Raw genomic sequence first — 23,970 nt, 5'->3', positions numbered from 1 at the left:
TACTCCTGAGTCAAATACGTATTGCCTGTCCGGCACTGATTTTCGCCAGCATCTGCTGGCTTACCTGGCTAAGATCGACCACTTCGCTCACGCCACCCATATTGATGGCCTCGCGCGGCATGCCGAACACCACACAACTTGCTTCATTCTGCGCAATCGTCCAGGCGCCAGCCTGGTGCATTGCAAGCATTCCGGCGGCACCATCGTTGCCCATCCCCGTCAGGATCACCCCGACGGCGTTGCGCCCCGCATGTTTCGCCACCGAATGAAACAGCACATCCACCGACGGACGGTGCCGGTTGACCGGCGGTCCGTCATGAATTTTGATTTGATAGTTAGCGCCGCTGCGCGCCAGCTCCATATGCTTGTCGCCCGGGGCGATGTAGGCATGTCCCGGGAGCACGCGCTCGCCGTCTTCCGCCTCTTTCACGCTGATCTGGCACAGCTTGTTCAGGCGTTCGGCGAACGAACGGGTAAAGCCTGGCGGCATATGCTGAGTGATCAGAATACCCGGACTTGAAAGCGGCAATGGCTGGAGTACATGACGAATTGCCTCTGTTCCTCCGGTTGACGCGCCAATCACCAGCAGTTTTTCCGAGCTGAGTAAGGGACCGGCCTTCAGGGTCGCAGGCGCGGCCATCGGCGTGTGGGCGGCAAGCTTCGCACGAGACGCGGTGCGGATCTTCTCGGCGATCATTTCGCTGTAGGCCAGCATCCCTTCGCGAATGCCGAGCTGCGGTTTGGTGACAAAATCCACCGCCCCCAGCTCCAGCGCGCGCAGGGTGATTTCCGAGCCTTTTCCGGTCAGGGAGGAGACCATCACCACCGGCATGGGCCGAAGCCGCATTAATTTTTCGAGGAAATCTATGCCATCCATGCGCGGCATCTCGACATCCAGCGTTAGCACGTCGGGGTTATATTTTTTAATTAAATCCCGCGCTACCAGCGGATCGGGCGCGGTTGCCACCATCTCCATGTCGCTGTGGCTATTGATAATTTCAGTCATGATCTGGCGCATCAGCGCTGAATCATCGACAGACAACACCCTGATTTTACTCATGCTTTTTCCTTACTCAGCGCATATACCGTTTGCCCACGCAGGCTAAACTCACGCGCGAGGTTGCTGAAGTTTTCCGAGTGCCCTGCAAACAGTAAACCGTCAGGCTTGAGCAACGGAACAAACCGACGCAGAATGTCCTGTTGCGTCGTTTTATCAAAATAGATCATGACGTTACGGCAAAAGATAGCGTCGAACGGCCCCGGCACGTTGTACTGCTTATCCAGCAGGTTTACGGGCGCGAATTCAACGCAGTTCGCCAGCTCCTGGCGTACGCGTACCAGGCCTTCATGCGGGCCCGTACCGCGCATGAAATAACGCTGCAGCTGCTGCGGTGACAGCGTTTTCAGTTCATCCTGGCGATAAACGCCGTTACGCGCCTTCTCCAGTACCTCGGTATCGATATCGCTGGCGTAGACTTTCCAGCGTCCGGGCGTCATGCCCAGGGTGTCAGCCAGGGTGATCGCCAGCGAATACGGCTCTTCGCCCGTCGAGGCGGCCGCACTCCATACGCGATACTCCCCGGTGCGACGGCGTGCGTGCTCGGCCAGGACCGGGAAGTGGTGGGCTTCACGGAAAAACGCCGTCAGGTTGGTGGTTAACGAGTTAATAAAAGCCTGCCACTCTGCGCTGTTCTGGTTCGCCTCGAGCATGCTCAGATAGCGGCCAAAATCATCCAGCCCCAGCGTGCGCAAGCGCCGCACCAGACGGTTGTAGACCATGTCGCGCTTATGATCCGCAAGCACGATCCCCGCACGCTGGTAGATTAACTGACATATCCGACGAAAATGCGCGTCGGACAGCGCGAGGCGCTGTGTCATCTGCAACAATAATGACGTTTGCCCAGGGGGCATTGGTGATGTCATAGCGCCTTCTTAATTACATTCAGGATACAACTGGCACGGCCTGCGACCGCCCGACTTCTGTTACTGCTTCAACGTGCTCTTTCACATTAAACACCGCGACCAGCCCGGTCAGACGATCTGCCTGGCTGGCCAGCTGATCGGTTGCCGCTGCCGCTTCCTCAACTAACGAGGCGTTCTGTTGCGTCACCTGATCCATCTGGCTGACGGCCTGTGCAACCTGCTCAATGCCGCGACGCTGTTCGTCCGACGCCGAGGCAATTTCGCCCATAATGTCGTTCACCCGCGTGACGGAGGTGACGATCTCGTGCATGGTTTTCGCCGCAGTATCCACAAGCGTTGAGCCATGCTGAACGCGCGAGACCGACTCTTCGATCAGCACCTTAATCTCTTTCGCCGCGTTGGCGCTGCGGCTCGCCAGGTTACGCACTTCCCCTGCCACCACCGCAAATCCTCGCCCCTGCTCCCCGGCGCGCGCCGCTTCAACGGCGGCATTCAGCGCCAGAATGTTGGTCTGGAACGCGATACCGTCAATCACGCTGATGATGTCACCAATTTTCTGCGAACTGGTGGCAATCTCCTGCATGGTGCTGGCGACATGGGACGCCTGGTCTCCGCCTTTCTTCGCCGTCATCGCCGCCTGTTTTGACAGGTCAGACGCCTGACGCGCGTTATCGGCGTTCTGGCTTACCGTCGCGGTCAGTTGCTCCATGCTGGCCGCCGTCTGCGCCAGCGAAGCCGCCTGCTGCTCGGTGCGGGACGAGAGATCGTTATTGCCCGCCGCAATCTCTGAGATCCCGGTGTGCATGGCATAACTGCCCTGCCGCACGTCGCTCACCGTTTCCCGCAGCGATCCCTGCATCGCCTTCAGGCTGGCAAAGATCGCCGAAATTTCGTTCCTGCCGAACACCGCTACCGGACGCGCCAGATCGCCTTTCGCAATACTGTCGAAGTGGCTGCTGATAATCGCCAGCGGCTGGACAATCATTCTGCGCGACCAGAGCAGTGCGGCGCCGGTCAGCAGCCCTGCCAGAATCACCACCACGGCAAAGATGACGCCCGACATGTGATAGCTTTGACGGCTCTGTTCACCGGCACGCTGAACAGACTGGTTAATATCCTGCTGCCACGCGTTAAAGCTGCCATCAAACGCCGCCTGCGAGGCCTGAACCGGCGCGGTCATAAAGTCCGACAGCTGGTTGTTCTCAAGCCACGTCGCCTGATGGTCCAGATCGCTGTACCACTGTTCAAAGTTCGTCTTCATGGCGGCCTTCAGCGCTTTCTCTTTCTCGCTGTCGGCGGCCTGCGCCGTAAAAGCTTTAAACTGTGCGTCAGCCTGTTTCAGGCTGTCGCGCGCGGTCGCCATCAGCGCTTTAATGTCATCCGGCGGATAACTCAGCGCGGTTAAGGTTCCTGCCTTGTTCAGCGCAGTGCTTGCCTGCAACAGCACGGCACGCGTTTGTGCCAGTGCGGAGCGCTGCTGATTACTCGCCTCAACTTCCTGCAAATTCTGATAGCCATCGCGAAACGCCCAAAAAGACAACCCGTTACTGCCAACCTGCAACACACCGCAAAGGATCAGAATCAAAAACAGTGTGGTCGAGATACGAATACGATTTAACATCCACGCTCCCATCAAGCGGCAAGCAGCCGCGGTTTAATTGTCAGTCAAAATGTTTCCCAGTTTTCATCTTGTCCGGTCGTCGCGGTGCGCGTACGGTTAGCAGCCGATTCAGCGGCTGGCGCGCGATACGTCGCCTGCGGGGTGACCGTGTTTCCAGCGAGTGAAGCGAGACGAAACGCCGAGACGGCCATCTTCAGACGGCTCGCCTGGTCTTCCAGCGCAGCGGCCGCCGCAGCGGACTCCTGCACCAGCGCGGCGTTTTGCTGTGTCACGCGATCCATTTCCGATACCGCCAGGGCAACCTGGTCGATACCACGACTCTGCTCATCAGACGCAGAGGCGATTTCACCCATGATGTCCGTCACGCGGGTGACGGCATTCACGATGTCATTCATGGTCTCCCCGGCGCTTTCCACCAGTACGGAGCCGGTATCCACGCGGGAGACGGAATCTTCGATCAGCGACTTGATCTCTTTTGCCGCGTTGGCGCTGCGGCTGGCCAGATTGCGCACTTCCCCGGCCACCACGGCAAACCCGCGTCCCTGTTCGCCCGCACGCGCCGCTTCCACGGCGGCGTTCAGCGCCAGAATGTTGGTCTGGAAGGCAATACCGTCAATGACGCTGATGATGTCGGCGATTTTCTTCGAGCTGTCGGCGATTTCGTGCATGGTTTTCACCACGCCATCCACCACGCGACCGCCGCGCTGCGCCGTCTCGGAGGCGCTTTCTGCCAGCTGAGACGCCTGACGGGCGTTATCGGCGTTCTGCTTCACGGTCGCGGTAAGCTGCTCCATGCTGGCGGCCGTCTCTTCCAGGGCGGAAGCCTGCTGCTCGGTACGAGATGAGAGATCGTTATTCCCCATCGCAATTTCGCTGGTGCCGGTATAAATAGCCTCCGACCCGTTGCGCACGTTGGCGACGGTGTCGATTAACGAACGCTGCATGTGGTCAACGCTATTTGCCAGCTCGGTGATCTCATTACGCCCGGAAACGGTGAGCGTTTTGGTCAGATCGCCGCCGGCAATTTCACGAATGTGGGCAATGACGCGGCCAAGAGGATTCAGCAGGATATGACGAATACCGTACCAGACCGCGACCAGCACAATGACCAGCGCCAGCGCCATCACGGCCATCTGCCATTTCGCAAAACGATAGTCATTCTGGCTTGCGGTAAAGGCCGAGTGATAGAGATCGCCACTGACCTTCGCGTATTCCCCCAGCGCGGCGCCGAGTGCGTTTTGCATCCCCTGCGTAGGCTGTGCGAAATAGGCGTCCATATTGCCGCTCTCCAGGAACTGAATCAGTTCCGTCAGACCGGCATGGTAGGCGCTGTATTTTTCATCGATATTCTGGCTCACCTGCTCCATCGCAGGCTGCGGGGTGATCTTTTTGAAGGCGTCGTAGTGTTTAGCGGCGTCAGCAAGGGTGGCACGGGCATTTTTCAACAGATCGGTTTTCGCGCTGCTCTGCTGATTGTTGGGATCCATCATCATGCGCGCGGACGAGCGGCTCAGGTTGATACGCGTTTGCAGCATCAGATCCCACGTTGACGTGAGTTCACTTTGCTGCAGACGGAGATCGTTCGAGGCCGCGAAGCTGTCCTGGTTCTGTTTTAATGACGAGAAAAAAAGCCCGCCGGAGATAAGCTGAAGAAGTGCGAAAATGACCAGCACCATCATAAGCATTGTGACAACGCGGATACGGTTCAACATACAACACCTTCTCATAGATTTATTAACGGTGTTATCGGCACTACCCACAGGAACTTTACATTTGAGAAAGGGAAAAGCGCGGGGCTAAAACGCCACGTCAACAATCAGCGTATCGGTGTAGGTTCCGGCGGGTGGCGTGGTCTGATTGGTCAGGACTTTCGCGGTGTAATTGTAGGTGCGCAGCAAGCCGTCGGTGCTGACCTGTGACGATACCGCGCTGGACCAGCGCTCGCTGCCGCTGCCGCCCCAGCGGTTACTGGTGGCTTCTTTATAGATGTCATAGCTCATGGCGTTGCTGCCGCTCACCATACGCCGCACGTTGTTCAGCGCGTTAGCCCCGTTGTTAATGCCGATGGTATACGTACTGCCTTTGGTACAGGTGACGGCAATCGCCTGCGAAACGGTAGGGAAACTTTGTACCAGCGGTGCGCTGTTGAAGTTCACGTCCGGCGTGGTCATGGCGCTGCAATCGTTGGTAACAGTCATGTTCAGTAGAATGGTGGTCGTCGCGGTGCCCGCCTGATTGATTGTGCAAATGCCGAGCGCGCCCACGGAGCACACGCTGTAGTTAACGCTGAAGGTTAACTGCACCTGATATGGTCCGGCAGTGACGTTTTGTCCGGCGACGGTGCGAAAATAGAGCGGAATGTTGTACTGCTTTGACCCCAGCAGCCCCAGCAAGGTATTCCCACTCCAGGTATACGATTTACTTATTTGTACCTCGCTGCTGCTCGCGCAGCCCGAGAGTCCGCACAGCCGGGTGGGGATCACGTCCGTGATGGTCGCATCATCTGTCCGTTTCATGGTGGCCCGGCTGCTGCCCGAAACCGATGCCGCGGTGTAGGTCAGCGTCACCGAGTCGTTGGTCAGCAGATTCAGTATGGCATCACAGGACACCACCAGCGTGCCGGTGGTTTCCACCTCGCCTGTTCCGCTGAGCGCGAAGGAGGTGACGCTGCCAAATGAGGCATTGACCGTACTGACGGTACACGCCGCCCAGCCGCCGCCGGAAAACAGCAGCAGAATCAACAGCAGCAGGCGCGTCATGGTGCCTCCCGACAAATCAGCGGCCCGTAGGTTTTCAGCTTGTGTTCCGGATTGGCCCCCACGGTCAGGGTAGCCGTGCAGCGTTTTCCGTCAGGCGCTATCACCTCCAGCGGGTTCACATCACTAAGATTTTCCAGCCAGGCGATGCCGTCATACCCCACCACCGCATTGCTGCGCGAGACCCGTCGGACCTGGCTTCCCACCGGCAGCGCCTGCCCGTGCGCATCATGCAGAATAACGCTTGCCACCCGCTCCTGCTCCATAGGAAAATCAACCAGATAGCCGCTGTGACGGCGGATCGCGATCCGTCGCTCGGTCTCTTTCAGACGGGTATCCGCCGGCAGATTCAGGGTATCAATCCGGTAGCTTGCGGGGTAATACGCCGACACCCCACTCACCAGCAGATAGCCGTTGTTATTGGTTTTACCGACGGGCTGGTTCTCGTAGCTGACGGGCACATCCGGATGACCGTCGGTACTGATGACCACAAACGCATCGTTGATTTTATTCGCTGCAAACAGTTCGCCGTCCATCAGGACAATTGCGCCCATCGCCTCGCCCCACCAGGTCATGGTATCCCTTTCGCCATAACCGCCGCCCTGCAGCTCTATATTGTTATTGCGCCAGCCCAGCGTCCCCTGTTGATAATCACTGGATCTTGACTGGTTGGCCCAGGCCATGTTCCAGCTAAACCCACCGTCAGAAGGCATGGAATGGTTATAGTTAATACGCTGGGTACTGCCTGCATCCGGGGTATTTTCAACGGTGACGGCAGCGCTGTCGCGTGCACCCAGTGGCACCTGCAGCGACAGCGCGACCGTCCAGTCTCCCCGCTGCTGATCCCGGCTGCCGGCCAGGTAAATACTGCTCGCCCCCCACAGATTGCGGCTCCAGGAGAGATTGAGCAGCTCGGTTTTTTGGCTGTCGAAACTCTCCACGCCGATCCAGGCCGCACCGATGTTGCCGTACTGCCCCAGATTGAAGGTCAGAGAATACTGGTCCGTATTACGGCTGAAGCTGGCGATGGGTTTATCGTTTTCATCATACACCGTCGGCTGGTCGTAAAGGGCCAGATTGCCAAAGCCGCGACCGCGACGCGTGTGCTGGGTGGCGACGCTAAACGCACTGGTGCTGTACTGGTAACCCCAGTTGATTTGCCCGCCCGCATCATCGCGCATGCGGCTCTGCGAGTATGAGGTATTCACCACGCCAAACTGGCCGAGTTTTATCACGGTCCCCGCCCCACCCAGCGCCAGCTCCTGCGCCCCTTCCGCGTGGCCTTCCAGCGTTAGCCAGTCTGTTAGACCGTAGCGATACGAGCCGCTGCCCGCCGCGGAACCGTAGTCAAAATTCTTGATGCCGTAGTTACGCCTCAGGCTGCCCAGGGTCACGGCACCGTCGCTGAGCCCTTGCTTAAGCAGGTCGCTGGTGACGTAAAACGGTAGCGTAGTGCTCACCTGGCGCCCCAGCGCATCCGTCGTGACCAGCACCGCATCCCCGGCGCCGTTGATATAGGGCAGATTGGTCAGGGTGAAGGGACCCGGCTGAAGCTGGGTTGAGCCGGAACGATAGCCATTGATAAAGAGATCGACCGAGGTGGGTACCGCGGCCTCCCCTGCGAACTCGGGCAGCGGCCACGTCACCAGATCGGGGCGCAGGGAGAAATCCCGCCCGACGCTGATCCCCCCCATCCGCACGCTGGAGCTCCAGCTCAGGGCATCGCTGATCACGTCCCCGACGCTCCAGCTCATCGCGTCATCTTCGTTAGTGAACAGCAGGGTCGTGTCATAGCGAACATACCCTTCCTGCTGGCCGTCGTTACCGCTGAAATTTTCGCGCGCGTAGCCGGTGGAGGAAAAGGAGCCGTTCTCGTTGAAGTAGCGGAACTCATGCCAGAGCGACGCCTGACCGCCGATATGTTCCGTGCGGTTGGTGTAGAGATCGTAATTCAGCAGCGCCCCGCGCCCGTAGTGCGGTTTGGCCTGCGTCGCTTGCGCGCTGAACGGCGTCACCCGGGCCGTCACCCAGTCGCGGGGAACGGTCAGCAGCAGGCGCTGCGCGGCGCTGTCGTACTCCACCCGAACCAGGGCAAGCGAGGAGAGATTCACCTCTCCGGTGGGAACATGCGCCGGGGGCAGCCCCGCGCGCAGCAAATCGGCGCTGGAGATAAAGAAAGCGCCTTTACGCTGCGTCACGGGCACGACCAGACCGGTGTCGTAGTGGTTGACCACGAGGGCAAGCTGGAAAACCGCTTCATCATGTATCGCCTTTGCCTGGGGCGGCGGCGGTAAACTGTCGTCACCGGGCTCAGCCCAGGTTGCGGAACTGACGCAGAGCAGTATCATCATCGCCGGCTTCAGTTGACGGGCGTCGACTGCCATTGTGCGTCCCTGGCATTAATCTGCGCGCTCATCCGCTCTGGCTGACGAACGCCAGCGGGTACCGGCCAGCTGCGGGTGCTGCCCGGAAGGACGTAACCCAGTAATCCCTCCGCAACCGTGCGTTTCTGCCCTCCCTGCTCCAGCGCCACCTGGCTTAGCCTGACATGGACATCCCCGCGATTTCGGACCTCAAGCGCAGGCTGTCCACCCGCCTGCGTCACCCGCCAGCTCAGGTTTCGGGTCTCCACCAGCGCGTGGTGCGCGCCCTCTTTTATCGTCGGTATCCCCTGTCCATACACAAACAGAGGAATGGAGTAGCGCATCTGCAATTTGAGGCCAATGGAGGGTTCGGCTTTGGCATCAGGCTGGGGGATTTCATCGACAATAATGCGGTAGGCCTGTTCGACGCCTGCGGGGACTGAAGTCTGTTTGATGAGGCGAATAAGCTGCTTGCTGCCCGTGCCAATCGTGACGATCGGCGGGCTGGCGACCACGTCCTGCTGCGCGGTATAACGCTCGTGTCCGTCCTCCTGCTTCCAGCGCACGATGCGGACCTGCATCGTCGTGGCGCTGTTTCCCTGGTTCTGGATCCACAGTTCCGTGGCATTGGCGTCCGCAGCAAGCCACGGATCGATCGGCCAGAGCAGGATAGTGGCCGCCGCCTGTACCTGGCCGATTGCCGCAGCCATGCCCAACGCGCCCGCCAGACAAACAGGTCTGAAAATTGGCTTCATCAACACTCTCCCTTTATTACCATGACAAGGTCACGGTGAGCTGATCGGAATAGGTTCCTGCCGGGCTAAATCCGGTCAGTAGCGCCACGCCAAAAAGCGGCAGCGCGATGTTATTGCTGTTGCTATAGGTCACCGGTATCGCCTGGTTGACGCCAATTTCGCTGTTCGCGGCCAGCGAGCTGCTGCTGTAGAGCCGGTACGGCACCAGTTCTGTTCCGCCTGACCTCTTCATCCGGCGGACGGAGGCGTAATTCTGCCCGCCGTTAATGCTCATGCTCAGCGCCACGCCCGGCGTACAGGCGATAGACAACGCCCCGTTTGGCACAAAGCTGGTGCTGACCGGCGCGCTCTCGACGCCGTTATGGGTGCCAAAATCCAGCGTACCGAGAAGCCCTCCGCTACCGGTGGCTACCGCGCATCCCGGTACAATCGTCGCGCTGACCTTAAACGACTGTGATGTCACCGCATTCGCCGCGGGCATCATGAGCAATCCGACGAGCAGCGCGAAAAAAGGCTGCACGTGTCCCTCTGCGCATGTACGCAGACCTGTGAGAGTTGCCTTCATGGCTATTCGGGACTAATAGGTTACGCTGACGTTAATCGTGTCGGTGTAGGTTCCCGGGACGACCGTCACGCTGTTACCACCGCCGGTAATACGTCCGTAGAGGGTGTAACTGTCTACCCCTCCGGCCGTTGAGGCGATCGGCAACGCGGCGTTGTTGGCAATCACGGTGTTAAACCCGCTGTCGCTGTACAGGCTGTAAGCCACGCCCTGGGCCGCGTTGGCCGTATTAACCAGATAGCGTTCAGGCGTCCCCGGCGAACCGACAACGGTTCCGGGTGCCGTAGAATGGGTATTACCGGTGATCGCCACCGTATAGCTGGCGGTCGTACATTGAATGGTGAAGGTGTTTCCGCCGCTGGCGCCGCTCAGCTGCGTCGTAAGAGTGGAAAAGGTTGCCGGATGGGTACCGAAATCGAGCGTACCGAAATTAATGCCGCTTTGCGCGGGCGATCCGTTTATCAGACAGCCGTTTGTCAGCGTCAGCGTCGCGCCGATGGTGCCACTGCTGGTGACGGCCAGCGCCTGATGGGCCGTAGTCGCAGTCAGTAAGGTGCCTGCGCAGATCAAAAGGAGTTTTCTTTTCATTTACCACCCTCCAGAAGACGTCTCCGTTCCCTTGCCACATTTTATTTTTGTCGTTCAAGATGTTAGCCCCGCTTAAGGTTCCTTTGAGGGGGTTATTGAGAATTTAGTTTACGGATATCGCTTCGACCACCCGCCCCTCAACGCATAAGTCATATGTCTTATTGACTTAATTTCCCTATTATTAACAGAGAGTTAAATTTATTTAATCCGCGATTTTATTTTTTCCGGAGAGAATATATCCATTAAAGTGTGATACAGATCACAATATATCGTCAGGGCAATAACAACAAAATTAATAAAACTTAAAAAGGTGTTGTATCCCCCTACACTTTGCGTCAATTTATGTGCCGAATAATTTCCTGCATCGTAATAAAAAATTTATATGTATCGATGCGGGCTACATCTGAAGCGCATAGAGGGTCTTTTTTCGTGGCAAGTGCAAACAAACTCACACTCTTCATCGTGATATTCATGCTGGCGGGTATTCTTTCAGGGGCAGCAATTCATGAATATGCATCTGCGGATGCCATCACAGCCTGGTCGGATAACATTACCCTTCTGACCGATATTTTCCTCCGTCTGATCAAAATGGTCATTGCACCATTGGTCTTCAGCACGCTTACCGTCGGCATTATGAAGCTGGGCGAAACCTCCACTATTGGCCGCGTTGGCGGTAAAGCGATGGTGTGGTTTATCAGCTCATCCGTACTCTCTATTCTGGTTGGCCTGTTTATCGTCACGCTGGAGCATCCGGGAAGCGGTCTGAACCTGACGATCCCAACCGAAGCGGTGGATACCGGTCTGGCCGTTGGCGGCATGACGCTGAAAGCGTTCCTGTCGCACACCATTCCAACCAGTATCGCAGGGGCGATGTCGAACAATGAGATCCTGCAGATTGTGGTGTTCTCGATGTTCTTCGGCATCGGCGGCGCGTCGCTGGGGCAGAAATTCAACGCGCCGCTGGTGGCCGCGCTGGATGTGGTTTCCCATATCATGCTGAAGGTCACGGGTTACGTGATGTACGTTGCTCCGCTGGCCATTTTTGCGGCGATCTCCTCCGTGATTGCCACGCAGGGTCTGGGCATTCTGCTGAACTACGCCTCCTTTATTGGCGGCTACTATGTTGCCATTCTTCTCACCTGCATGGTGCTGCTGGCCGTGGGTTACATGGTGCTGAAAAAAGAGGTGTTCCGCCTGGTCAGCATGCTGAAAGATCCGGTCCTGGTGGCGTTTACCACCAGCAGCTCTGAAGCCGCCTACCCTAAAACGCTGGAGCAGCTGGAGCGTTTTGGCTGCTCGCGCAACATCGCCTCTTTCGTTCTGCCGATTGGCTACTCCTTCAACCTGGTGGGTTCGATGGTGTACTGCTCTTTCGCTTCGATGTTTATCGCTCAGGCGTACAACATTCACCTGAGCTTCTCGGAAGTGACGGTTCTGATGCTGACGCTGATGCTGGCCTCCAAAGGGATAGCGGGCGTACCGCGTTCATCCCTGGTGGTGCTGGCCGCGACGATCCCAAGCTTTAACATTCCGGTGGCGGGTATTCTGCTGCTGATGGGGATCGACCACTTCCTGGATATGGGCCGTTCCGCAATTAACGTTCTGGGGAATGGTATTGCGACCGCGATGCTGTCGCAGAATGAAGGTGCGCGGGAAGCTGAGCTGGTAAAGCAGGAAGCGTAATGGCATGAAAAAGCCGGGTGGCGGCTTCGCCTTACCCGGCCTACAAATGGCTCGAACACGTAGGCCGGGTAAGCGTCAGCGCCACCCGGCTTTGTTTTTATGCCACGTGACTCGCGGCGATATCCAGCAGCGCCATCTCATCGCTGTTCAGCAGCTTCTCGATGTTCACCAGAATCAGCATACGCTCGCCGAGCGCGCCCAGACCGGTCAGGTATTCGGTCGACAGCGTGACCGCAAACTCCGGCGCAGGACGAATTTGGTCTGAGGTCAGGGATAGCACATCAGATACACCGTCCACGACGATACCGACCACGCGCTGCCCCAGGTTGAGGACGATCACCACGGTGTTGTCGTCGTAGTCAACATCGCCCTGGCTGAACTTCACGCGCAGGTCCACGATTGGCACAATAACACCACGCAGGTTGGTGACACCTTTAATAAAAGCAGGTGTGTTAGCGATGCGGGTAACCTGGTCGTAACCACGGATTTCCTGCACTTTCAGGATATCGATGCCGTACTCCTCATCGCCTAAAGTGAAGACCAGGAATTCCTGCCCTGATGGCTCGCCCGCCAGTTTCGTTACATTACTCATACCGGTCATGTTATTACCTTCTACTTAATCAGGCGGCTGTGTACGCCACACGTTGTTCACGATTTAATCCCTGAAGCGCCGACACATCGACGATCAGCGCCACGCTACCATCACCCAGAATGGTGGCGGCAGAAATACCCGGCACTTTGCGGTAGTTACTTTCGAGGTTCTTGACCACCACCTGGTGCTGGCCAATCAGCTGATCAACCAGCAGCGCGTAGCGGCGGCCCGCGCTCTGCAGGATCACAACGATACCCTGCGTGGCTTCTGTCTTCGCCCCGTCTACCTCGAACACTTTCCACAGTTCCACCAGCGGCAGGTACTCACCGCGCACTTCAAGAACGCGCTCGCCGCCCGCCAGCGGATGCAGATCTTCTTCACGCGGCTGGAGGGATTCCATCACGGCGTTCAGCGGCAGGATAAAGACTTCGTCTGCCACTTTGACTGACATGCCGTCGAGGATCGCCAGCGTCAGCGGCAGAAGAATGCGAATGGTAGTGCCGGAACCCTGTTTAGACTGGATCTCAACGTGGCCGCCCATCTCCTGGATGTTACGTTTCACCACGTCCATGCCTACGCCGCGCCCGGAGACGTCGGTCACCTGCTCTGCGGTAGAGAAGCCCGGTGCGAAGATCAGCATGCCCACTTCTTCGTCGGTCATGTTTTCATTGACCGCCATCCCCTGCGAAATTGCTTTTGCCAGGATGCGCTCGCGATTCAGACCGGCGCCGTCATCGGTCACTTCGATGCAGATGTTCCCGCCCTGATGTTCCGCAGAGAGAATCAGGTTGCCGACCGGGGATTTTCCGGCGGCAATACGGTTTTCCGGCAGTTCGATACCGTGGTCGAGACTGTTACGCACCAGGTGCGTTAACGGATCGATGATGCGCTCGATCAGGCTCTTATCCAGTTCAGTTGAGCTGCCCATCAGGGTCAGTTCAATCTGTTTATTCAGCTTGCTGGCAAGGTCACGGACCAGACGCGGGAAGCGGCTGAAGACATATTCCATCGGCATCATACGGATGGACATGACCGATTCCTGCAGGTCACGGGCGTTACGCTGCAACTGGCCCATGCTGGTGATCAGATCGCCATGGGTGACCGGGTCGAGTTCGTTTGAACGTTGCGCCAGCATCGACTGGGTGATCACCAGTTCGCCCACCAGGTTAATCAACTGGTCAACCTTCTCAACGGCAACGCGGATACTGGTTGACTCGCTGGAGCGCGCGGCAGGTTTTTCACCACGGCCAGGCGCAGCGGCCTCTTTTGGCACTGCCTTCAGCGCCGGGGCCGCAGGCGTCACAGCCGGTGCCGCGGCCTGAGCGACAACAGCCACCTCTTCCGCAGCCGCAGGGGCGTCGACCGCAGCCGTTTCGGTTTCGAAAGCGATCTGGTCAGCTTCAATCACAAAGCACAGCACCGCCACGATATCGTCCTGGCCAATCCCGTCATCAAGCGTCGCGGCCAGGCTGTCTTTGCCTTTTACCACGTTGCTTAATTTCGCCAGGTTACCCAGCTCTTCTTCCAGCAGGTTAACTTCATTCTCTTTCAGGCGCGACAGCACAACGCGCAGTTTGCCCGCCTGCGCAGCGGCTGGCGCGGCCTCGTCGGCAGCAACCGCATCGACAACGCTCAGTTTCGCGGCCGGAACAACGGCTGCGGCAACCTCACCTTTTGCTTCCAGCGCGAGCTGGCGCAACGCATTGCAGATGTATTCAAAGCTGGCGGCATCAGGCTCTGCCGAACTTTTATAGGCGTCGAGCTGTTCCTGCATAATATCTTTGGTTTCCAAAAACAGGTTGATAATGTCGGTATTGAGCTGCATCTCACCGCGTCGTGCTTCATCAAGCAGGTTTTCCATTAAATGGGTCGTTTCCTGCAGGATGGTAAATCCAAACGTTCCGGCTCCGCCTTTAATAGAGTGCGCCGCACGGAAGATGGCATTGAGCTGCTCGGAGTCCGGTGCTTCGGGCACCAGGTCGAGCAAGTGTTGTTCCATATCGGCCAACAATTCGTCGGCTTCATCAAAGAATGTCTGGTAAAAATCGCTAATATCCATGCTCACGCTATCACCTCGGATTGGCTGGTGGCGATGTTGGAACGGCAGCCGAAGGAACGGCCCCAGGCTGTTTTAAATCGTCCAGTGACTCATTCTGACTTTCGGCGTTTTCATGCAGGATGGCCTGCTCCGCCTGCTGGTTCAGCACTAAAAGACTGATACGACGGTTGATGGCATCATCCGGCCCGCGGTCGGAAACGCGCATGGTTGCGGCCATGCCGACTACGCGCAGTACCTTGCCATCATCAAGCCCACCTGCCACCAGCTCGCGACGCGAGGCGTTGGCACGATCGGCAGAAAGCTCCCAGTTGCTGTATCCCTTCTCCCCATTGGCGTACGGGAAATCATCCGTGTGTCCTGACAGGCTGATTCGGTTAGGAATGCCGTTCAGCACCGGTGCAATACCGCGCAGAATGTCGCGCATGTACGGTTCGACTTCCGCACTCCCGGTTTTAAACATTGGGCGGTTCTGGCTGTCGATAATCTGAATACGCAGCCCTTCCTGCACCAGGTCGATCTTCAGATGTGGGCGCAGCGCGCGCAGCTTCGGATCCGCCTCAATCAGCTGATCGAGATCGCCACGCAGTTTCTTTAGACGCGCCTGCTCCATCTTTCTTTTTAGCTCGTCGATGTTCGGCTCTTTTTTCACCTCACCCTTCTGCTGGGTGTAATCATCGCCGCCGCCCGGGATCGGGCTTTCGCTGTTAGAAATACGCGGCCCGCCGGCCACCGCCGTTGCCAGCGGTGTGCGGAAATATTCGGCAATCTGGATCAGTTCTTTTGGGCTGGAGATGGAGATCAGCCACATCACCAGAAAGAACGCCATCATTGCTGTCATAAAGTCGGCGTACGCAATTTTCCACGAGCCGTGTGCGCCATGCCCGCCGCCCTTGTGCTTGCGTTTTTTTACGATGACGATCGGATGGGACTGGTTTTTCATGCGTCCTCAGTTGTCGTCTGTTGGTTTGGGTTTTTCACCGCACGCACGTGTTCTTCAAGCTCGATAAACGACGGACGCTCGCTGGAGTAAAGCGTTTTACGGCCAAACTCAACCGCGATCGGTGGCGCGTAACCATTGAGGTTAGAGAGCAGCGTGATCTTCACGCACTGCATCATTTTGGTGGTTTCCGCGCTCTTCTGGCGCAGAACGCTTGCCAGCGGAGAGATGAAGCCGTACGCCAGCAAAATACCGAGGAAAGTCCCCACCATCGCATGGGCAATCAGCGCACCGAGCTCGGCTGCCGGACGGTCTGCCGAGGCCAGAGCGTGAACCACCCCCATTACCGCAGCAACGATACCGAATGCCGGAAGCGAGTCGCCGACCAGCGCCAGGCTGTTGGCCGGCACTTCAGATTCGCTTTCGTGAGTTTCGATCTCTTCGTCCATCAGCGCTTCGATTTCGAAGGTATTCATGTTGCCGCTGATGATGAGTCGCAGATAGTCGACGATGAAGTCCAGCATCATGGCGTCAGCAAGAATGCGCGGGTAGCTGGCAAAAATTTCGCTCTCTTTCGGGTTTTCAATATCCCGTTCAAGCGAGAACATCCCCTGCTGACGCGACTTCGCCATCAGGCGATAGAGCAGTGCCAGCAGATCCATATACATGCTTTTGGTGTATTTCGAGCGACGGAACAGCAACGGAATTGCTTTCAGCGTGCCCTTGATCGATTTACCGTTGTTGCCAACGATAAAAGCCCCTACCCCTGCACCGCCGATGATAATAAGTTCAGCCGGTTGATAGAGTGCTCCAAGGTGCCCGCCGGTCATCATGTAACCGCCGAAAACTGTACCGAGAACTACCAGGTAACCTAATAAGATAAGCACGACATCATCCTTCCGCTAGTGACTATGGCAAGGACGTCCAGCTCGCAGCGTTTACCGTTTGCGGGGTAAAAAAAAGCAGCGGTAATTGCTTACCGCTGCTGGAATCTTTCCCACACGTTCGGGTTAAACAGCTTGTTCGATCTGTTCATCCAGCAGTTGTGGAATAATATCGGCAGCATCCCGGGAAAGTTTACGTCTTTTTACTGCGCGGGATGGAGGCTGACATAAACTACAGGCGAAGCTGCCTGCAGGCTGATGAGCGTGGGTAATAAAATTGCCGTTGCAGCAGTTGCAGCGCGACAGCTCAAGCATTCCGCTCTCAACAAAACGCACCAGCGTCCATGCGCGGGTCAGCGCCAGCAGAGGGCCTTCTTCCTGCTGTGGGCATTGTTCAAGGTAAAGTTTGTACGCTTTGATTACGGCGTCAACGCCGCTACACAAACCGGTTTTGAGAAGATACTGCCAGGCATTACAGAACATGGAAGCGTGAATATTCTGCTCCCACGTCATAAACCAGTCGGTAGAAAACGGCAGCATGCCTTTCGGCGGGGGACTACCACGTAACTCTTTGTACAGCTTGATGAGACGACCACGGCTCAACTGAGTCTCGCTTTCCAGCATTTGTAAACGAGCACCCAGTGTAATCAGCTCCATGGCCAACTGTATGTCACGCGCTTCCTGAACAATGCTTTTCTCGCTCATTGCTAGGCCCTTTTCTTACGGGCTGCGTCATCAGGCTGGCTGATTTCGTTAAGCAAGCGAGTGGAGAGAAGAATACCGGTATGGATCTGTTGAAGATCGTCCACACGGGAATCCTGCGTCAGACGCGTTATTGTCTGCGAATCATCGAAACGGAACTGGCAAACCAGTTGATTCGTTTCAGCCAGTTTAACCATCTGCGGGAGGGTTAAGCCGCCCAGCATGGTTGCCATCTCTTCGTTAATACCCAGACGAAACATCGCGGACGCCTTGTCCTGACTAATCAAACGCTGCGCGAGCAGTAAATACGACAAATTGATGTCATAGATATGTTTTAGCAACTCGGATGTATGCATTGTTCCCATCCCGAATAACCAACTATTATTTTTATGCGGAAAGACCGCACCCCGTGATGTCGCCGGGAAATCACCCGGTATAAAAAAGAAAAGGCTAAATGCATAGTTGAATTTAGGTTTGTATTCACTGAAACACGTAAGAGAGAAACCGCGAATGCGTCTCTTACATGTTTTATCATTTCTTACAAATAACTAAGATTTTTCCTAATTCGACGCAAACTCTACTCGTCAGTTTTGTCACATACAATCCAACCACCCTCAAATTTAAAAAAAATGTGATCCACATCACACAATTTAAGTGAATATGACCCATAAATCCATCAGTATGACTTGTAATTTGTTTGTTTTTTAACCAATCAGTACTGTTTTGTATTCTTAATTGACGAATACTCATGCAGACGGGCGATCCGAACTGGCACGCAACGTGCTTTTACCGCCGTAAGCGCTACGCTGAAACATTTACAACAACCCCCTCTCCGGGAAACATTTTTCTTACCGTGAAAAAACATATAGTTATGCAGGTAGCACAAAAAAGATGTTTCAGGACGTGATCATTCGAAATGAGTTTGTAACGCACCAAAACGATTTAACAGTTAAAGCGTGAATTTGTGTGATTTACGTTAAGTTGTTAATTTTTTTCATTTAGGCGCATTTTTCAGTTATTCTTCTTATAAGAATAATTAATGAATAATTATGATAAGCTTCACACTAATGTCGTAATCAGCTCTTGCAGAACCAGGGAATTCGCGGTAAAGGTGATCAAACGCTGTCTGACAGACACCTAAGGAGTGCGCCATGAGTTACTCCCATCTTCTTGTTTCCGTTGCAGTTTCTCCAGAAAGTCATCAACTCGTTGCCCGGGCCGTTTCCATTGCCAGACCCCACAATGCCCGCATCAGCCTCATCACGCTCGCCGCAGAGCCAGAGATGTATAATCAGCTGGCCGCCCCCATGCTGGAGGATATTCGTGAGGTCCTTCAGGAAGAAACGCAGCAATTTCTGCGCGAACTGGTGGAAAAGGCACAATATCCGGTTTATGAGACAATTATTGCGACCGGTGAACTTAACGCCCATATTCTCGACATGTGTCGTAAACAACATATTGATTTGGTGATTTGCGGGAATCATAACCACAGCTTTTTATCGCGCGCAGCCTGTGCGGCGAAATCCATTGTCGCATCGAGCCAGGTTGATGTGCTGTTAGTGCCACTTGGGGGGAGTTAACCCCCCAGTGGAAAATCAGGCGAGTTTAGGGAAGGTCGCGATCTTTTTTTGCAGATCGCCTTCATGACTTTGCGGGGTGATATCCTGGAGATCCTGAATAAAACGTGCCTGCCAGTGGTTAATGTCGTTCTTACGGATCGTCTCCATCATATCAGCATGACGGGAAATACGTTCCGTGAGCGGCATAGTCAGGGCACGATTCAACGCGTTTGCCACATCGTCCCTGTCATAAGGGTTAACGATAAGCGCCGACGTGAGCTCATTTGCGGCGCCGGCAAACTGGGAGAGCACCAGAACCCCCGGGTCGGCAGGATCCTGGGCCGCCACATACTCTTTCGCGACGAGGTTCATCCCGTCGCGCAGCGGCGTAACCAGGCCAACATCCGCATAGCGGAAGACCTTCATCAGGATCTTACGGTCAAAGTGCTGATTCAGGTAAAACAGCGGCGTCCAGCCCAGCTGCCCGTAGCGGCCATTAATGCGCCCTGCTTCTGTCTCCAGCTGATGGCGAATGTCCTGATAGGCCTGAACCTCACCGCGAGACGTCGGCGCAATCTGGGTATAACGGATTTTACCGTGATGCTGCGGATATTTATCCAGCAGCGTTTCATACGCCAGGAAGCGTTCCGGCAGCCCTTTGGAATAATCAAGACGCTCAACCGAGAAGATATTTTTCACGTGTTTGAGTTCATTCTTAAGCTGCGCCAGCTTCGGCGGCAGCGGGCCGGAAGCCTGCTCCGCGATTTCGTCAGGTTCAATCCCAATTGGATACACTTCGGTGTGGAACGTTTTCCCCCACGCCGTATGGGTTTTCCCGCCTTTGGTCACCAGACGCGCTTTACCTGACACGGAGTCAAGGAATGCGAGGCGGTCATTTTCGGTCTGGAAGCCCAGCAAATCGTAATCACACAGCGCCTCCAGCAGCTCTTCATGCGGCGGGAGCGCGGTAAAAATTTCCGGCGTCGGGAACGGGATGTGCAGGAAGAAGCCAATCCGGTTATTTACCCCTCTTTTTCGCAGCTCTCTGGCGAAGGGCAACAAATGATAATCGTGGATCCATAAAATATCGTCTTCTTCAATTAATGGCAGCAGTTTATCCGCCAGCAGCGCATTCACGCGCGTGTAGCCTTCGAAGGATTCACGCTGGAATTTGACCAGGTCAAGACGATAGTGAAACGCGGGCCACAGGACGGCATTCGAGAACTGCGAGTAATACTCGTCGTAGTCTTTCTCTTTCAATGCAAATGAAGCCCACGTAATGTTTCCGCGCGTCACCTTTTTGAGCGGTTTCTCTTCTTCACTGATTTCCCCACTCCAGCCAAACCACAGCCCGCCAGCGGCTTTTAAGGCACCTAATACCCCTACCGCCAGGCCACCTGCACTGGCTTTTTTATCGTCAGGCGGTGCGATTCGGTTAGAGACGACGACTAAGCGACCCATAATGGTTTCCCCCTTTGCTTTGCGCTATTTGTTGTTGTTGCTGGTTAGCGATGTCAGATATCCACTGCCAGACGCTGGCGACATCCGCCAGTCGCCATTCGGCAACAGTGTCACCAGGCCCCACCTTGACGGCGATCCCTCCGGCCTGATTCACCACGCGAAACCCGGCCTCGTCGGTCAGGTCATCCCCAATGAAAACGGGCGTTCGCCCTTTGAAAGGCGGCGACGCCATAAACGCGGCGATGGCCGCGCCTTTATTAATCCCTTTCGGTTTTAACTCAACCACGCATTTGCCGGGCTGCAACGCCAGCTGCGGATGCGCATCTGCCACCCTCTGAGCAAGCGCAAGTACGGCCTCCTCATGCTGCGGTGCCTGACGATAATGCAGGGCAAAGGCCATGCCTTTGGCTTCCAGCTCGGTGCCAGGCAGCGCTTCCAGCGCGTCAGAAAGCTGCTTATGTAGCGTTTGCGTGAGTGCGTCGGGGAGTGAAACGATATGCGTTTGATCATGGATGTCGCGGCGCTCCGCTCCGTGTACACCGGCTAGCGGAAAGTGGTATGGACTGGCGAGCAGATCCAGCTCGGCCATTGAGCGCCCTGATATCAATGCCAGTGCTCCCTCATTCATGAGTGAGAGCTGATGCAAATCCTGTAACACCGCCTCCGGAATAGACACCTGATCGGGGTGCGGTTTTATCCCGGCGAGCGTGCCGTCGAGATCAAAAAAGAAAGCATAGTGTCCGGGCAGTACAGGCGGTGCGGTTAACGTGTCAGCCACCCTTTTCCTCCTTACGGTTTACGAGAGGTAAACGCCTTTACCTCTTTCATAGCCATGTAAGTATAGACAGTGTGACGTGGCTCGCCATTTGACAACCGCCCCGCCAGTATTACTGGCGGGGCGGTTAAGAGGTCAACTAAGGTTATAAGTTGAGCAATAAAAGACAGGAAAAAGGGTTACACGGTACGCTTCGCTTTTTGCTTGTAACGGTCGAAAATCACCGCTGCCAGCAGGATCAGACCACGAACCACGTACTGCGAGAACGGTGAAATATTCAGCAGGTTCATGGCGTTCTCCACCGTCCCTAAAATCAGGATACCGGCCACCACATATGAGATTTTTCCGATGCCGCCCTTGAGGGAAACGCCCCCTAACACGCAGGCCGAAATGACGATCAGCTCGTAACCGATAGAGGTCATCGGCTGACCGCTGGTCATACGCGACGCCAGAATAATCCCCGCTGCGGCAGAAACCAGCCCTGAGAGCACAAAGATAATAATTTTAGTGCGTACGACCGGCACCCCAGCCAGACGGGCGGCCTCTTCATTACCGCCAATCGCCAGCGTATTACGGCCAAAGGTGGTCCGGTTAAGCAGGAAGCCGAACAGGATCAGGCAGGCCACCGTCAGCCAGATAGGCGCAGGCAGACCCAGCCAGTTGGCATAACCCAGCGTGAAGAAGCGCTCGTCTTCAATCCCCACCGCTTTACCGTCGGAGATGATATAGGCCAGCCCGCGGACAATTTGCATCGTCGCAAGCGTGGTGATCAGGGCGTTAATCTTCAGGCGCGCGATAACAAAACCGTTCACCAGACCGCTGATGACGCCGAGTAACAGACCGGCTAAGACGCCAATCCACAGGCTCTCCGTCATGTTGATCACCACGGCCGTCGTGACGCCCGCACAGGCAATCACCGACGCCACCGACAGGTCGAAATCGCCGGAGGCCAGGCAGAACAGCATCCCGCAGGCCACCATCCCGGACATGGAAATGGCCAGCCCCAGCCCCTTCATATTAATGAAGGTGGCAAAATTAGGGACAAAGATCGCGCAGGCAAGGAACAGTGCGGCAAAAACCACCAGCATGCCGTACTGATCCCAGATACGTCCAATACTCAGCGCCGACTTCGACTTCGGCACTCCGGATGTAGTAACAGAGGACATCATTAACTCCTTACTCAGGCGACAGCCTGGCTAACTTTAGGCATGGCGAGGTTCAACGCCTGTTGTTCATTCGCCTGTTCATGAAGTAATTCGCCGGCAATTTCGCCTTCACGCATCACCACAATGCGGTCGGCCACGCCAAGCACCTCCGGCAGATCGCTGGAGGCGAAGAGCACCGCCACGCCGCGTTTTGCCAGCTCATAGATCACGTTATAAATCTCGTGTTTTGCCCCCACATCGATACCGCGCGTCGGCTCGTCCAGCAAAATGACCTTCATATCTTCTGACAGCCAGCGGCCTAAAATTGCCTTCTGCTGGTTTCCGCCTGACAGATTCATGATCAGCTGTTCCGGACCCGGCGTTTTGATATTCAGCGAGCGAATATGGTGGTCGGCGTTACTCGACTCCCAGCTATCGTTTATCAGGCAACCGGCGCGAATAAACTTACGACGGGCAGAAATATTGATGTTGTCGCGCACCGAGTGCACCGGAATGATCCCCTCGGCTTTCCGGTCTTCCGGGCAGAGCATCATCCCCGCCCCGATCGCGTGGGCCGGTTTCTGGATATCTACCCGTTCGCCGTCAATAGAGACCTGACCATCGGTAATACGGGTACCGCCGAACAGACCTTTCATCAATTCGCTGCGCCCCGCCCCCACCAGACCAAACAGGCCGACGATTTCACCGCTGCGTACGGATAACGAAATCGGTGTTCTGACGCCCGGGGCTTTGACGTTATCCAGGCGCAGGCGTTCCGGGCCGTACGGGCGCGGTTGCCAGTGATAAATATCGCCCAGATCGCGTCCGACCATCGCCTGAACCAGCTGGTCATGGTTCACCTGCGCCATGTCGGTAAAGGTGCGCACATAGCGTCCATCTTTAAAGACGGTGATGGCGTCGCTCAGGGCAAAAATCTCTTCCATACGGTGCGAGACATACAAAATCGTACGGCCTTCCTGACGCAATTCGCGGATCACGCGGAACAGATTTTCGATTTCACGCTTAGAGAGCGAACTGGTAGGTTCGTCGAAGGCAATAATTCTGGCGTTACGCGCCAGCGCCTTCGCAATTTCAACCATCTGCCACTGGCCGATGGAGAGATATTTCAGCGGCGTCTGGGGATCGACATCCAGACCCAGGTGTTTAAGCTGCAGCCCCGCTTCATAATTAAGTAGCGAACGATTTACCACGCCGCCTTTGTGCGGGAGCTGTCCTAAATAGATGTTTTCCGCCACGGTCATCTCAGGAATGAGGTGCAGCTCCTGGTAGATGATCGCCACCCCTGCATTGAGCGCCGCCGTGGTATCGGCAAACGCCACCTCTTCGCCGCGGATCGCCAGCGTGCCGGTCGTGGGCGAGTAGTTGCCGCTGAGGATTTTCAACAGCGTGGATTTTCCCGCACCGTTTTCCCCCATCAGGGCATGAACCTGGCCGGCATAGCAGTCGAAGCTGATATCGGTCAGCGCGTTAACACCGGGGAAGGTTTTCCCGATGCCGCGAAAAGAGAGATACGGATCAGACTGTCGCATAACGTCTCCGTGATTCCTGTAGTGTGTACGTCAGGCCCCTCACGAAGGATGAGGG

General features: G+C 56.0%; 21 protein-coding genes. 2 read left to right on the top strand and 19 right to left on the bottom strand.

Annotated elements, in window-relative coordinates:
- Positions 1-10: 10 nt before the first annotated feature.
- The 9 genes from P349_RS17055 to P349_RS17095 form a co-directional block, all read right to left on the bottom strand.
- Positions 11-1,060, bottom strand: coding sequence for a protein-glutamate methylesterase/protein-glutamine glutaminase (locus P349_RS17055; RefSeq protein WP_008500430.1), 1,050 nt, complete (start codon positions 1,058-1,060; stop codon positions 11-13).
- Positions 1,057-1,923 carry a protein-glutamate O-methyltransferase CheR gene (gene cheR, locus P349_RS17060; RefSeq protein ID WP_023312253.1) on the bottom strand — a complete coding sequence of 289 codons (867 nt, stop codon included), beginning with the start codon at positions 1,921-1,923 and terminating at the stop codon, positions 1,057-1,059. The genes P349_RS17055 and cheR overlap by 4 nt, the downstream gene beginning before the upstream one ends.
- Before the next feature lie 19 nt (positions 1,924-1,942).
- On the bottom strand, positions 1,943-3,544 hold the full coding sequence (tap, locus tag P349_RS17065; protein ID WP_032647806.1) for a methyl-accepting chemotaxis protein IV: 1,602 nt from the start codon (positions 3,542-3,544) through the stop codon (positions 1,943-1,945).
- Positions 3,545-3,588: 44 nt separating this feature from the next.
- Positions 3,589-5,256, bottom strand: a complete 1,668-nt coding sequence (gene tar / locus P349_RS17070) for a methyl-accepting chemotaxis protein II (RefSeq protein ID WP_032647808.1) — start codon at positions 5,254-5,256, stop codon at positions 3,589-3,591.
- 84 nt (positions 5,257-5,340) lie between these two features.
- Complete coding sequence (locus P349_RS17075) at positions 5,341-6,303, bottom strand: Csu type fimbrial protein (RefSeq protein ID WP_032647810.1); 963 nt, start codon at positions 6,301-6,303, stop codon at positions 5,341-5,343.
- Positions 6,300-8,684, bottom strand: coding sequence for a fimbria/pilus outer membrane usher protein (locus P349_RS17080; protein ID WP_032647811.1), 2,385 nt, complete (start codon positions 8,682-8,684; stop codon positions 6,300-6,302). The genes P349_RS17075 and P349_RS17080 overlap by 4 nt, the downstream gene beginning before the upstream one ends.
- Positions 8,660-9,418: a fimbrial biogenesis chaperone gene (locus P349_RS17085; protein ID WP_032647813.1), complete on the bottom strand. Its 759-nt coding sequence runs from the start codon at positions 9,416-9,418 to the stop codon at positions 8,660-8,662. Before P349_RS17085 ends, P349_RS17080 begins: the two co-directional genes overlap by 25 nt.
- 16 nt (positions 9,419-9,434) lie before the next feature.
- On the bottom strand, positions 9,435-9,983 hold the full coding sequence (locus P349_RS17090; protein ID WP_032647815.1) for a Csu type fimbrial protein: 549 nt from the start codon (positions 9,981-9,983) through the stop codon (positions 9,435-9,437).
- A 12-nt stretch (positions 9,984-9,995) separates the two neighbouring features.
- Complete coding sequence (locus tag P349_RS17095) at positions 9,996-10,568, bottom strand: Csu type fimbrial protein (RefSeq protein ID WP_032647817.1); 573 nt, start codon at positions 10,566-10,568, stop codon at positions 9,996-9,998.
- A gap of 429 nt (positions 10,569-10,997) precedes the next feature.
- Here P349_RS17095 and P349_RS17100 point away from each other — a divergent pair, with 429 nt between their 5' ends.
- Complete coding sequence (locus P349_RS17100; protein ID WP_032647818.1) at positions 10,998-12,251, top strand: dicarboxylate/amino acid:cation symporter; 1,254 nt, start codon at positions 10,998-11,000, stop codon at positions 12,249-12,251.
- A 97-nt stretch (positions 12,252-12,348) separates the two neighbouring features.
- On the opposite strand, the gene cheW is transcribed toward P349_RS17100, so the two are convergent.
- From cheW to flhD, 6 genes are all read right to left on the bottom strand, one after another.
- Complete coding sequence (gene cheW / locus P349_RS17105) at positions 12,349-12,852, bottom strand: chemotaxis protein CheW (RefSeq protein ID WP_023312262.1); 504 nt, start codon at positions 12,850-12,852, stop codon at positions 12,349-12,351.
- 19 nt (positions 12,853-12,871) lie between these two features.
- Positions 12,872-14,908, bottom strand: coding sequence for a chemotaxis protein CheA (gene cheA, locus P349_RS17110; protein WP_024909670.1), 2,037 nt, complete (start codon positions 14,906-14,908; stop codon positions 12,872-12,874).
- A 4-nt stretch (positions 14,909-14,912) separates the two neighbouring features.
- Positions 14,913-15,842 carry a flagellar motor protein MotB gene (gene motB / locus P349_RS17115; RefSeq protein WP_024909669.1) on the bottom strand — a complete coding sequence of 310 codons (930 nt, stop codon included), beginning with the start codon at positions 15,840-15,842 and terminating at the stop codon, positions 14,913-14,915.
- Positions 15,839-16,726, bottom strand: coding sequence for a flagellar motor stator protein MotA (motA, locus tag P349_RS17120; protein WP_008500417.1), 888 nt, complete (start codon positions 16,724-16,726; stop codon positions 15,839-15,841). The genes motB and motA overlap by 4 nt, the downstream gene beginning before the upstream one ends.
- 123 nt (positions 16,727-16,849) lie before the next feature.
- On the bottom strand, positions 16,850-17,428 hold the full coding sequence (gene flhC / locus P349_RS17125) for a flagellar transcriptional regulator FlhC (protein ID WP_008500416.1): 579 nt from the start codon (positions 17,426-17,428) through the stop codon (positions 16,850-16,852).
- A gap of 2 nt (positions 17,429-17,430) precedes the next feature.
- On the bottom strand, positions 17,431-17,781 hold the full coding sequence (gene flhD, locus P349_RS17130) for a flagellar transcriptional regulator FlhD (RefSeq protein ID WP_023336137.1): 351 nt from the start codon (positions 17,779-17,781) through the stop codon (positions 17,431-17,433).
- Between the two features lie 795 nt (positions 17,782-18,576).
- Between flhD and uspC the strand changes: the two genes are divergently transcribed.
- Positions 18,577-19,005 (top strand): universal stress protein UspC, encoded by a 429-nt coding sequence (gene uspC / locus P349_RS17135; protein WP_024909668.1) that lies wholly within the window; start codon positions 18,577-18,579, stop codon positions 19,003-19,005.
- A gap of 15 nt (positions 19,006-19,020) precedes the next feature.
- Here the strand turns inward: uspC and otsA are convergent, their stop codons facing one another.
- The 4 genes from otsA to araG form a co-directional block, all read right to left on the bottom strand.
- Positions 19,021-20,445, bottom strand: coding sequence for an alpha,alpha-trehalose-phosphate synthase (otsA, locus tag P349_RS17140; protein WP_032647820.1), 1,425 nt, complete (start codon positions 20,443-20,445; stop codon positions 19,021-19,023).
- Entirely contained in the window at positions 20,420-21,223 is an 804-nt protein-coding gene (otsB, locus tag P349_RS17145; protein ID WP_024909666.1) for a trehalose-phosphatase, read from the bottom strand. The genes otsA and otsB overlap by 26 nt, the downstream gene beginning before the upstream one ends.
- A 176-nt stretch (positions 21,224-21,399) precedes the next feature.
- Positions 21,400-22,389 (bottom strand): L-arabinose ABC transporter permease AraH, encoded by a 990-nt coding sequence (araH, locus tag P349_RS17150; protein WP_193745657.1) that lies wholly within the window; start codon positions 22,387-22,389, stop codon positions 21,400-21,402.
- 11 nt (positions 22,390-22,400) lie between these two features.
- Entirely contained in the window at positions 22,401-23,915 is a 1,515-nt protein-coding gene (gene araG, locus P349_RS17155; RefSeq protein ID WP_032646246.1) for an L-arabinose ABC transporter ATP-binding protein AraG, read from the bottom strand.
- Positions 23,916-23,970 lie beyond the last annotated feature (55 nt).

This window comes from Enterobacter sp. DC4, assembly GCF_000568095.1.
In the GTDB taxonomy this organism is placed as follows: domain Bacteria; phylum Pseudomonadota; class Gammaproteobacteria; order Enterobacterales; family Enterobacteriaceae; genus Enterobacter; species Enterobacter pseudoroggenkampii.
This window is presented reverse-complemented; position numbering and strand designations above follow the sequence as displayed.

What these genes read in the sequence shown, in the direction of transcription:
- P349_RS17055 (WP_008500430.1), bottom strand. Translation starts at nt 1,060, where the DNA reads ATGAGTAAAATCAGGGTGTTGTCTGTCGATGATTCAGCGCTGATGCGC.
- cheR (WP_023312253.1), bottom strand. Translation starts at nt 1,923, where the DNA reads ATGACATCACCAATGCCCCCTGGGCAAACGTCATTATTGTTGCAGATG.
- tap (WP_032647806.1), bottom strand. Translation starts at nt 3,544, where the DNA reads ATGTTAAATCGTATTCGTATCTCGACCACACTGTTTTTGATTCTGATC.
- tar (WP_032647808.1), bottom strand. Translation starts at nt 5,256, where the DNA reads ATGTTGAACCGTATCCGCGTTGTCACAATGCTTATGATGGTGCTGGTC.
- P349_RS17075 (WP_032647810.1), bottom strand. Translation starts at nt 6,303, where the DNA reads ATGACGCGCCTGCTGCTGTTGATTCTGCTGCTGTTTTCCGGCGGCGGC.
- P349_RS17080 (WP_032647811.1), bottom strand. Translation starts at nt 8,684, where the DNA reads ATGGCAGTCGACGCCCGTCAACTGAAGCCGGCGATGATGATACTGCTC.
- P349_RS17085 (WP_032647813.1), bottom strand. Translation starts at nt 9,418, where the DNA reads ATGAAGCCAATTTTCAGACCTGTTTGTCTGGCGGGCGCGTTGGGCATG.
- P349_RS17090 (WP_032647815.1), bottom strand. Translation starts at nt 9,983, where the DNA reads ATGAAGGCAACTCTCACAGGTCTGCGTACATGCGCAGAGGGACACGTG.
- P349_RS17095 (WP_032647817.1), bottom strand. Translation starts at nt 10,568, where the DNA reads ATGAAAAGAAAACTCCTTTTGATCTGCGCAGGCACCTTACTGACTGCG.
- cheW (WP_023312262.1), bottom strand. Translation starts at nt 12,852, where the DNA reads ATGACCGGTATGAGTAATGTAACGAAACTGGCGGGCGAGCCATCAGGG.
- motB (WP_024909669.1), bottom strand. Translation starts at nt 15,842, where the DNA reads ATGAAAAACCAGTCCCATCCGATCGTCATCGTAAAAAAACGCAAGCAC.
- flhC (WP_008500416.1), bottom strand. Translation starts at nt 17,428, where the DNA reads ATGAGCGAGAAAAGCATTGTTCAGGAAGCGCGTGACATACAGTTGGCC.
- flhD (WP_023336137.1), bottom strand. Translation starts at nt 17,781, where the DNA reads ATGCATACATCCGAGTTGCTAAAACATATCTATGACATCAATTTGTCG.
- uspC (WP_024909668.1), top strand. Translation starts at nt 18,577, where the DNA reads ATGAGTTACTCCCATCTTCTTGTTTCCGTTGCAGTTTCTCCAGAAAGT.
- otsA (WP_032647820.1), bottom strand. Translation starts at nt 20,445, where the DNA reads ATGGGTCGCTTAGTCGTCGTCTCTAACCGAATCGCACCGCCTGACGAT.
- araH (WP_193745657.1), bottom strand. Translation starts at nt 22,389, where the DNA reads ATGATGTCCTCTGTTACTACATCCGGAGTGCCGAAGTCGAAGTCGGCG.
- araG (WP_032646246.1), bottom strand. Translation starts at nt 23,915, where the DNA reads ATGCGACAGTCTGATCCGTATCTCTCTTTTCGCGGCATCGGGAAAACC.